Source organism: Pseudomonas sp. P5_A2_2, assembly GCF_054177685.1.
On record NZ_JBGCUL010000100.1, the window covers coordinates 1 to 10,162 of the forward strand.

Sequence of the window (10,162 nt, forward strand, 5' to 3'; positions counted from 1 at the left end):
GCTTTCGTCGCGGGCCAGTAAGTTGCGGCTGCGGGGCGGCGATGCCTTACGAGCAAACTGCAGCGCCGCCTTCACCTCTTCATTTACCGCGACCCATCGCGGCGCTGATGCGCCTGAGCGGCCGCCTTTGGTGCCGTCCTGGATGTTGATGCGGCCTAAGTGTTCGGCTTCGCGCTGCAAGCGTGGCAGGTCGGCCAGGATCGCTTCGCGCAGGCGCATGCCGGTTGTTCGGGCCAACAGGACAATCGCGGCCACCCGCTCGTGTTGCTGTTCGCCAAGCGCCTCGAGTACTCGCCGCACCTGTTGGTGGTCTTGGCCATCCGGCGCACGGGTGCGTACGCTCGAGCGCTGTTGTCCCAACGCCTGACTCGGGCTGGCGATCCTCACGTCCTGATCACCGCGCAGCGCCGCGAGGGCACGGTTGACGCTGCTCAGGCGGTTCTGCGCGGTCGCGATGCAGAGTTCACCTTGCTGGATCTGCTGGCGCAGATACGCGGCGTAGTCTTGCAGCGTCCGGCGATCGATCTGGCGCGCATCGTTGTAACCGGGGCCGTTCTCTGACCGACACCAACGCACAAACGCTTGCCAGCGATCGCTATGCGCTTTGACCGTGGCGAAGTGGCCGCCGCCAAACAGATCCTTGAGCGCTTGTGGGCCGGCGTAGCTCAGCTGGCGGCCATAGCCAAAGTTGCGACCCTCACGCCGACCGACCAGTGCCATCGTCATCACCGTTTTCGTTTGTTTGCAGAAAGAGCAGTAGGGCTTTCCAGTGAGGGCTGAGCCTGTCCAGCTGCCGCCAGTGCGTCGGGCGGATCAGGAGGGTGTTCTCGTGGTGTTGCAGCAGTGCCCCTTCCTCGCGCAATTGCTCGATCAGCCGGGCGAGGTGAGCAGGCTCCAAGGGTGGTGTGGCGACAGCGGCGACAGTGGCGACAACCCGCGTCGTTTCTGGCCTGGCGCGTGGCGACAGGGTGGCGACAGAGGCGGCGACACACCGCAATTCTGGCTGTGGTTGATGTTGCGCCTGGTAGCGGCGCACCGAGTCATTGAGGCGGAACATGGCGGACCTTGAAGGTTCTTCCATCGCGACTGCTCAGCCAGCGATGAGTGATCAGTACGACCAATAAAGAGGCGGTATGGTCAGCGCTCTTGCGGGCAAAACGAGGGCCGTTGCGATTGACGTCTCGGATGCTGAAGTGGGTCCAGCCTTTCTGCACCAGCCAGCGCAACAGCCGATCCGCCTCTTCGCGTCGGCTATTGACTGGCTCCAGTTCTGTCAGGCGCTGGATCTCGGCCAGGTAGTAATCCATCAACGTGGAGGCGCGCTGGATGTGTGCTTCATCCAACTGACTGGCCTCTTCAACCATGGCTAGCACGCCTGCGATGCGCAGCACATTCGCCGGGGCTTTGCCCGCGAAAGGCTGGACGCCGGCTAGCTCGCCGAACTCGCCAGACTGGCACTCAATGGTGTCGTGAATATCAATCCAGGCACGACGGGCACGGGCAGTCAGCTCCAGCGTGACAGGATTGAGTGAGCCATCCTTGTGAAGCGACCAGGGCTTTTGCAGCAGGGCGGTGATCCGCTGTTGGTAGCGCTGGACTTTGGCATCTCGGGTTAGGTCGATCGCCTTGTAAAGTCGCTGGCCGGCCAGGCGCTCGGGCCAACTGATCAGGCATCGGCCGAGGATGCCTTGGCCATTGATCACCGGGTCTTTRAACAGCTGGTTGGCTAGGTAGGGCTGCAGCATCAGATGCAGGCTGAGGCGRCGGTCATAGGCMCGCAGRCTTTCYCCWGYCATGGAGCGCGCCCGGTCGATCGGGCTGCCATCCCACAGTGTCGACAAGGTGGTGATCGCCTTGAGCAGATTCTCTTTGCTCATGGTGCTGCTGCCCAAGAACTGKCCACCTTCATCATTGAACAAGCCCATGCTGGGCAAGCCATKGCACAGACTTTTGACYAGGGCCTCAATGGTGGGCTCGGCAATGATCAGTCTCGGCGGTACSGGCTCGGAYAGCTCACCGMYTTYCGYCTCTGCRYGYTYCKTTGMGGTTTTGGGTTTGGCCATGATGCTGSTRGYKGCGCGATAGGCTTTGAGCTTTTCCGCATACAGGGTCCACTGYTGYCGYTCCCAKTCGCGCGCCGCYCTTAATGCCAGGTGATCCACCGCGCTTTTRCGATCMCCCGAGGACGCCACCGTCAGTAGGTAGAGGGACAGCGGATAGGTTCGACCRTCGAGTTGGGCATTGGCRTGGCCCTGGCTCACCAAGGCAGTGGTAGCCAGCACCGACTGTGCAGCCATGGCGCAGGGCACGCCGATCACCTCGGCCAATCGCTCGACCGCAGGGCCCAACAGATCCCCGAGTGCTTCGACCGGGTAGGGCAGTGGCGCCTGTTGGTATTCCAGCAACGGTTGTGGTGGCTCGAACGCTTCGCACAGTTGCATCGCTATTCTCCTGAAATTATCGACTTCGTCCTCACTCATCCCGCCACGGTTGTTGAGTGTTATCAGGGATCAAGGCCCCTGCGACCTGTGAGGGTTGTCCACTGACGCGGGACTGACGGCTCCTTACGGCCGGGAGCTTGGGCATCTCATGATCTGGCCTCCTGAGCACCGATAGCGGTGGGCGGGTGGAGGCTGCACTGGCTGACGAGACCGGTGCCGCGAGATCCTGAGTCAGGTGAAGGCAGTGATGTGATGACTGGGGCATGCCTGACTGTCAGTCAGGTGCAGTCCATTCCGTGGGCTGCGGCACCATCATCGGCATCGCTGTGGCGAGTGAGCATTCGGTGTTTGTCACGCCGATTGTCACGAGGAGGAAAGCCGCAAAGGCCCGTGCGAGCAGGGCTGCAGCAGGGCGAGATGCGCTAAGGGAGGAGGTTGCTGCAGGGCAGTTGGTGATGAGGCAGGTAGTCTGCTGCACAGACGCATTGGAGTAGTCGGCATCCATCACAACGGCGTTGTGACCGTGCGAGCCACCGGACGCTGATCGCACTTAGGGAGAACCACCACACTGTGGCGTAGCCTTGAAGGTTCGGGTTACCTGGGCTGGTGCTGTCAGCGACAGCTATCCTCAGGGCTTGGTTTAAGCCATGTCTCGCTGTGGGTCAACCGCTGTTTTGGGAGGCGCGTTGCGCCAGTTGAGACCACTGGAAGGTCTTGGGAATCTGTGGACTTCGGTGGCGATGTAGCCATTCGTCGTGTTTGTCGTGTGAGCCTTCATCGCTGGGAATGCGGAGCCTTCCCAGCGATGAAGGCTTGGCCGGAAGAGCGAAGCAGCGAACCTGAAAGTGGCGACTGTCGCCAACACTGTCGCCACCTTCCAGCCCAGCGCCGACGCGGATTGTCGCCGCTGTCGCCAGTAGGTAAAGGAGCTATTTGCTACCGATTGGCACTTCGACTGAGAGGTGTGATGTTGCTTTCGCCGAGAATCCATACATCAAGCATGTCTGCCCACTGCTGCATCATCTTCGTACGATCCGCCAGGTACGCCGCATGGTTATAGGTACGCCGTACCGCATTGGGCTCGGCGTGGGCGAGTTGCCGCTCGATCCAGTCGGCGGGATAGCCCATCTCGTTGAGCCGGGTACTTCCCGTGGTTCTGGTGGCGTGGGGGCTGTATTCTGAGCCAGAGTTGCCAATGGATCAGGGTTTGGCTGAAGTTCATAACGTGCGGGCTGTCGCGTCCTGATGGATATGGGAAAACATCCAGTCGATAAAGACCTGCGTTTCAGCCACCGCCTCCTGGGAGACGCCGTAGTAATAGCGGGTCAATGGCAGGCGCAAGGAGGGAAACGGGCAGATCAGGCGTCTAGTGGACAAGTCCTTGCCCAGCAGTGACGCCGGGCACAGGGCCACGCCGAGGCCATCGACGGCGGCCTGCAACACCAGGTGCATGTGATCGAATTGCAGGATCGGCTGATTGCGCAATTGAGCGATGCCAGCGTGCTCGACCCAGTTTTGCCAGTCGCTGCTGCGGGTTCTGCCCGACAACAGTGTGTGGTGGACCAGATCGTGGGCGCTGTTTAATGGCACGCTTTGCAGCAGCGACGGTGCTGCGACCAGCACCAAGTCATCTTCCAGCAATATTTGTGGTTGAACATTGGACGACCATCCGGACTGTCCACGGCGGATTACCACGTCGAATGTCTCCCGCGATTGATCCGGTGGCAGGGTGCTGGTGACCACTTCGGGCTGGATATCCGGATACAGCGCCATGAAGTTCGGCAGCCGCGGGATCAGCCATCGCACCGCAAAGGATGGGCGCACGTTGATGGTCACCTTGCGCAGCGAAGCGCCCCGGGTCAGGGCGGTGGCGGCGTTGGCGATCTGCGCCAGGGCCACGCTGACTTGCTCATAAAACGTCTGGCCGGCCGGCGTGAGCAAGGATTGCCGGGTTCGACGCTCGAAAAGCAACACCCCCAGGTGTTCTTCGAGCAGCTTTATATGACGGCTGACGGCGCTGTGGCTGACATGCAGTTCTTCGGCCGCACGGCTGAAGCTCTGATGACGAGCGGCAGCGGCGAAGGCCCGGACGGCGTTCAAGGGGGGGAGGTCGGAAATCATGTGTCTAATTTAGTCACATCCGAGGTGCAATTAAAGCGTTTGTCAGCGTTCTCGCTTCACGCCAATCTGAAGGCCGCACTTTGTCTCGCCGGCCGTTGATCCAATGTCAGTCAAAAACACCCATACTGCTGATCGGGCCTCGATGCGAGCCGCGTCAATATTAGGCCTTTGTCTGCCCGCAGATACCTTGCTGTATTTGCTGTTGCCCATGCAGCCAGAGGCGTTCGGCATCAGTTTGCCGCAGGCGGGCCTGTTGCTGGCGGCCAACCGACTGGTGAGGATTTTCGGTTACCGCTACGTAATGAGTTTTTATGCCAGCAAGGGCGATCGTCCGGCCTCATTGCTGGCCGCCGGGACCGCTGCGTTGTGTGCCTTGGGTTACGCGACGCTTTCGGGGTTCTGGGCCTTGCTGCTTTTGCGCCTGGGCTGGGGCTTGTCTTATGCGGCGTTGAACTTGTCCACGCAAGTCATGGCAACCGCCGCGCCTACGGACGCCGCGCGTCGCACCGGCCGTTCGCGGGCGTTGATTGCCACCGGCCCCATGCTGGCGTTGCCGCTGGGGGCGATGCTTTGCCTGGCCTATGGGCCGCGAGTGATTTTTTTCCTGATGGTCGTGACTTCGTTGCTTGGCATGTGGCTGGCAAACGGTCTGCCGTCGGCGCCGCATCCGATGTCGGCGTCGACGAGGCGATTCCAGCGTCCCGACAGCGTGGCGGTCTGGTCGTTTATCGAAGGGCTGACCCTAGACGGGCTCTTTATCATCGGCCTTTCGTTACAGGCTCAGCAGTTGATGGCGGGCGATGCGGTGATGGTGGCCGGGACGCTGCTGGCCTTGCGTTACGTATCGGAGATGCTGCTCAGCCCGCTGGGCGGGGTGGTGGCGCAGCGCTGGGGAGCGACGCGCATGCTGATTGTTTTCTCGTTGATGACCTCGATTGCACTCGTGGGGTTTGGCAATCACTGTTTGGTAGTGGGCGGGGCCCTGGTGTTGCTGTTGCGCGCGCTGCAATTGCCGCTGGTGGTGACAGTCGTTGCGCAACGCCACCCCGGTGCCGGGCGTGTCCGGGCGCTGGCGGCGAATGCGGTCTGGCGTGACATCGGGGCGGGTGTCGGACCCTTGCTGGCCGGTTTGCTGCTACCAGTGGCGGCATCGGTGTGGGTGTATTCGATGGCAGCACTGTGTCTTGCCGTCAGCGCATTGGCCTGCGCACAACGAAACAGGGTGGCGGTAGAGATAACGCAGTAGTCAGGGCGCGACTTTGCGGGTTTAGCCATTTTTGCCCTCGCCATTATTCAAGTTGAGAAAGAGGGTGGCGACGCAAACTCAGCAAGACCCTCGTAAGTCGTGAGGCGTGGCATGAACAAACAGTCGGATTGAAGAAAATAATAAGTAAACGAATCTATGCTTGAGAGGTGCATCATGTATTCGGGTCTTCAAGAAACGTTAATCAAAATGTAAGAATTTATTGCGTTCGAATGGCGGCTGTGTTTTTTTACGCTTGCGTTYAGCGCACTTTTAAAGGGTATGGCCAGTGATGAAGGGAATCATGTGAGTATGTGTTCTAGTTATTAGCCAGGCTTGTACTAAGTAAAACAATCGCACTCTCTGATCGTCGAACTTTAGATTTTGACGTAACAGCCAACTATTGCCTGGGGAAAAGTAATGAGCCGTGAAACCGTATCCAAGTTTATTTCTGCCGATCGCCGCGGAGCGACACTAAGGAACTTGCTGGCCGAAAAGCGTTGCCTGCGCTTTCTTGAAGCGCATAACCCGATATCCGCGATATTGGCCGAGAACGCATCGCAAACGGTCGGCGGGCAAAAGCGCGAATACGACGGTTTCTGGTCCAGTTCCCTGACAGACTCCACTGCTCGCGGAAAACCGGATATCGAAGTGCTGGATATCAAGGAGCGCCTGGGAAATGTAAACGATATTTTCGAAGTGACCCGCAAGCCGTTGATCATGGACGGCGACACCGGCGGCAAGCCCGAACACTTTGCCTATGACGTCCGTTCGCTGGAGCGTCTGGGGGTCTCGGCGGTGATCATCGAAGACAAGACCGGATTGAAGAAGAACTCGTTGTTCGGCAATGACGTATTCCAGCAACAAGAAAGTATCGAAGACTTCTGTAATAAGATTCATATCGGTAAACAGGCGCAGATATCCACTGACTTCATGATTATTGCGCGCATCGAAAGTTTGATTCTCGATGCCGGCATCGAAGATGCACTGACTCGCGCCGATGCCTATGTTGGCGCCGGTGCCGACGGCGTGATGATTCATAGTCGCAAAGAATCACCCGATGAAATATTTGAATTCGCCAAGCGCTTCCGTCAACAACATCCAACGGTTCCATTGGTCTGTGTGCCGACCAGTTATTCAAGTATATCGTTCGAGGCGTTAGAGGCTGAAGGCTTTAATGTGGTTATTTATGCGAACCATATGTTGCGTTCGGCTTATATGGCGATGAAAACCGTTGCCGATAGCATCTTGTTTTCGGGCCGAACACTGGAAGTTGAGCCCGCCTGCCTGTCGATCAAAGAAATCCTCGAACTCATTCCGGGAACAAAATAATGACCAGACCAACCTTGGCCGATCGCAACGCTCAGGTGGTTGCGCCTAGCACTTCTCGCATGCGCAGCATAGCCAACGAGCTGAAAGAAAAGGGTGAGTCGATCATCAACTTCGCCGCTGGCGAACTCGACTTCGACACCCTCGATAGCTTGAAAAAAGCTGCGATCGAGGCCATTCAGGGCAAGTGCAACACCTACACACCAGCGCTGGGCGAGAAGAAGATTCGCGAGCAACTGGCCGCCTATATCTCGGCGGAACTGGGTGTCAATTACGCCTGGAACGAAGTGGGCATGACCGCTGGTGCCAAACAGGCGTTGTACAACACTGCCATGGTGCTGATCAATCCGGGTGATGAAGTCATCATTCCGATCCCTTACTGGGTGACGTTCCCTACTCAAATCGAGCTGGCGGGCGGTAAACCGGTACTGGTCGATACCAAACCGGACAGCTACAAGTTGACGGCCGATCTGATCAGCACCGCGATTACGCCGAGCACCAAWGCGATCCTGATCAACACACCGAATAACCCGACCGGCGCCGTTTATGACGAGGCCGAACTGCGCAAGATCGGCGAACTGGCGATCCGGCACGACCTGTGGATTATCTACGACGAATGCTATTCCCGACTGATTCGTAACGGCGGGCAGCACCACAACATCGTCTCGCTCATTCCACAGCTGAAAGAACGCACCGTCATCATCAATTCGTTCTCCAAGAGCATGGCCTTGACCGGCTGGCGACTGGGTTACGCCAGCGGTCCGGTGGACGTGATCAAGGCCATGGAAAACCTTCAGGGCCATACCACGTCCAACCCGAACGTGGTTGCCCAAGTGGCTGTGTCCAAGGCTTTGGACCAGTCCACGGATTTCATCACTACCGCTAACGCGATCCTCGATCGGCGCTTGCAGGTCATTCAAAAAAACCTGACCCACATCGAGCATCTCAGCGCTGCCCGAGCGGACGGTGCGTTCTACGTGTTCGCCAATATCCAGTGGTTTATCGGGCGGCAGTACAACGGCAAGGTTGTTCAGACCACCGATGCCCTGGTCGAGTTGATCCTGGCTGAAGCCAAGGTGGCGGTAGTGTCCGGCGCAGGGTTTGGCGACTCCAGCGGCATTCGGATTTCCTACGCCGTGAGCGATGCCGATGTTGAAACCGGTATGCAGCGTCTGACTGAGTTTTTCGGAAAATTTAACTAAGGAGAGCCCTAAAATGAAAAAGGAAAACCCTGTTTCTGTGATTGTCCTGGCGGCGGGTCTGGGTTCTCGCCTGGAAGATCAGACGCTGTCGAAAAACAAATGCCTGATTGAAGTGGCCGGCAAAACCATCATTACCCGTTTGCTGACTCAACTGCAGTCGCAAAACGTGGCGAACGTCATTATGGGCGTCGGCTACTTGAGTGACGTGCTGGAAAGTTACATCCGCAGCAACCATCCAGAGATCAAGAGCGTGTTCGTCCATAACCCGATCTACGCGCGGTCGGGTTCGGTTTACTCCCTGAGCCTGTGCCTGGACGCGGTGCCGGAAGGTCACGATGTCGTGGTGTTCGAGGGCGATGTGGTGGTCGAGGACTCGCTGGTGGCGCGCTCATTGGCGTCATTGAAAACCTTGGGCGAACAGGAGTTTTCCACGGTGCTGGCGCCTTATTCGAGCGAACTGACCGGCACCTTCGCCTTGATCAACAGTGAGAAAGTGACGGCGTGGCGGCATGAGTCGGTGCGCGATGCCGACTTCCCGCTGTTGTCGTCATTCAAGACCGTAAACATTACGGCGATGACCGCCCCGGCGGTMRCGACCTTGCAGGAGCATATCAAGATCACGGTTCATCTCAATGGGGTCAAGGCTCCGCTGGAGTATGCAATGGACAGTCTGATCAAGAACGACTACGTGATCCGGCCGGTGGTGGTTACCCATGAGAAATGGTTCGAAGTCGATACGGCCGAGGACCTGGAAATCGCCAACGAAATTTTCAGCACCTCGGCGTTGGTTCTTTCCTGAGGTGAGCCATGTTTGTTGTTCTCTATGAGGTCTTGATCCTGCCCATCGCCCATTGTTTTCAATGGGTGCTGGACACCAGCTACACACGAACCCAGAGCTTCGGGACGTCAATTGTCGTCCTCAGCCTGGTGTTCAACTTTGTGTTGCTGCCGGTCTACCACTTTGCTGAAAAGGTGCAGAACAAAGAGCGCGCGGCCCGGGCAAAAATGGAGCCGAAAGTTCAAGAGTTCAAACGCTGCTTCAGCGGTTATGAACGGCACATGATGATCTCGGCCCTGTACCGGCAACATCATTACCACCCGGTCTTCGCACTGCGAGGCCTGGTGCCGTTGTTGATTCAGGTGCCGGTGTTCATCGCCGCCTATGGCTTGCTGAGCCATTACCCACCGATCTGGGAAAAGAGCTTTCTGGGCATCGCCAATCTCGGCGCGCCGGATGGTTTGTTGGACGGCGTCAACCTGTTGCCCATCGTCATGACCGTGATCAATCTGATCTCGGCCTACATTTACAGCCGAGATCTTTCGTCCCAGGAGCGGATGCAAACGTGGATCGTGGCGATGGTGTTTTTTGTGTTGCTGTACACCTCTCCATCGGGGCTGGTGCTGTATTGGATCTGCAACAACCTCTTCTCGCTAATAAAAAATATTGTCTATCGAGTTGCCCGATCTGGCTCGACACTTCGAAGGATTTCCAATGCTTAATTCGACGAGCCCCGCGTATGCCGTGGGGGCGAATGCCGTGGCGCAGACCCGGGAAAAACCACTCAAGCTGTTTCTCCTGGCTTTCGCGGGGCTTTATCTACTGCTGTTTCTGGCCACGCCTTTGGCGCTGACCAGTTTCGAGGATGATGTCACTGGCCTCGGTGGTTACTTGACGATCTATGCCGCGACTCATGCGGTGGTGTTTGTTGCGTACCTGGCGCTGATCTTTGTCATCGGCGCGGTTTCACACCGCCATGTGCTTTCTGTCCTGACGGTGATTGGGTTGTGGGCGTTGATCGTCGGTATCGTCTATAGCTTCTTCCTGC

General features: G+C 57.9%; 9 protein-coding genes and 2 pseudogenes. 6 read left to right on the forward strand and 5 right to left on the reverse strand.

The window, feature by feature from the left end:
* The 5 genes and pseudogenes from ACXRVY_RS09780 to gcvA form a co-directional block, all read right to left on the reverse strand.
* A partial coding sequence (locus tag ACXRVY_RS09780; protein WP_458237318.1) for an integrase domain-containing protein occupies positions 1-720 on the reverse strand: 720 nt, incomplete at its 3' end.
* Entirely contained in the window at positions 698-1,057 is a 360-nt protein-coding gene (locus ACXRVY_RS09785) for a hypothetical protein (protein ID WP_223458530.1), read from the reverse strand. The genes ACXRVY_RS09785 and ACXRVY_RS09780, both read right to left, overlap by 23 nt.
* A pseudogene (locus ACXRVY_RS09790) lies at positions 1,041-2,441 on the reverse strand (YfjI family protein). The gene ACXRVY_RS09785 and the pseudogene ACXRVY_RS09790 overlap by 17 nt, the downstream one beginning before the upstream one ends.
* Before the next feature lie 936 nt (positions 2,442-3,377).
* Positions 3,378-3,626 (reverse strand): annotated as a pseudogene (locus ACXRVY_RS09795) (tyrosine-type recombinase/integrase); the annotation flags it as partial.
* Between the two features lie 33 nt (positions 3,627-3,659).
* Positions 3,660-4,562 (reverse strand): transcriptional regulator GcvA, encoded by a 903-nt coding sequence (gcvA, locus tag ACXRVY_RS09800; protein WP_223458534.1) that lies wholly within the window; start codon positions 4,560-4,562, stop codon positions 3,660-3,662.
* Between the two features lie 103 nt (positions 4,563-4,665).
* On the opposite strand from gcvA, the gene ACXRVY_RS09805 reads away from it, so the two are divergent.
* From ACXRVY_RS09805 to ACXRVY_RS09830, 6 genes are all read left to right on the forward strand, one after another.
* Complete coding sequence (locus tag ACXRVY_RS09805) at positions 4,666-5,808, forward strand: MFS transporter (protein WP_223458536.1); 1,143 nt, start codon at positions 4,666-4,668, stop codon at positions 5,806-5,808.
* Positions 5,809-6,225: 417 nt separating this feature from the next.
* Positions 6,226-7,137: a phosphoenolpyruvate mutase gene (gene aepX / locus ACXRVY_RS09810; protein ID WP_223458538.1), complete on the forward strand. Its 912-nt coding sequence runs from the start codon at positions 6,226-6,228 to the stop codon at positions 7,135-7,137.
* Positions 7,137-8,336 carry a pyridoxal phosphate-dependent aminotransferase gene (locus tag ACXRVY_RS09815; RefSeq protein ID WP_458237315.1) on the forward strand — a complete coding sequence of 400 codons (1,200 nt, stop codon included), beginning with the start codon at positions 7,137-7,139 and terminating at the stop codon, positions 8,334-8,336. The genes aepX and ACXRVY_RS09815 overlap by 1 nt, the downstream gene beginning before the upstream one ends.
* A gap of 13 nt (positions 8,337-8,349) precedes the next feature.
* Entirely contained in the window at positions 8,350-9,135 is a 786-nt protein-coding gene (locus ACXRVY_RS09820; RefSeq protein ID WP_458237316.1) for a phosphocholine cytidylyltransferase family protein, read from the forward strand.
* Between the two features lie 8 nt (positions 9,136-9,143).
* Positions 9,144-9,836, forward strand: a complete 693-nt coding sequence (locus ACXRVY_RS09825; protein WP_223458544.1) for a YidC/Oxa1 family membrane protein insertase — start codon at positions 9,144-9,146, stop codon at positions 9,834-9,836.
* Positions 9,829-10,162, forward strand: a 334-nt coding sequence (locus tag ACXRVY_RS09830) for a hypothetical protein (protein ID WP_458237317.1), incomplete at its 3' end; no start/stop codon positions are given. The genes ACXRVY_RS09825 and ACXRVY_RS09830, both read left to right, overlap by 8 nt.

Bases quoted from the DNA above. Each gene is read 5' to 3' on its own strand.
- ACXRVY_RS09785 (WP_223458530.1), bottom strand. From the start codon at position 1,057: ATGTTCCGCCTCAATGACTCGGTGCGCCGCTACCAGGCGCAACATCAA.
- gcvA (WP_223458534.1), bottom strand. From the start codon at position 4,562: ATGATTTCCGACCTCCCCCCCTTGAACGCCGTCCGGGCCTTCGCCGCT.
- ACXRVY_RS09805 (WP_223458536.1), top strand. From the start codon at position 4,666: ATGTCAGTCAAAAACACCCATACTGCTGATCGGGCCTCGATGCGAGCC.
- aepX (WP_223458538.1), top strand. From the start codon at position 6,226: ATGAGCCGTGAAACCGTATCCAAGTTTATTTCTGCCGATCGCCGCGGA.
- ACXRVY_RS09825 (WP_223458544.1), top strand. From the start codon at position 9,144: ATGTTTGTTGTTCTCTATGAGGTCTTGATCCTGCCCATCGCCCATTGT.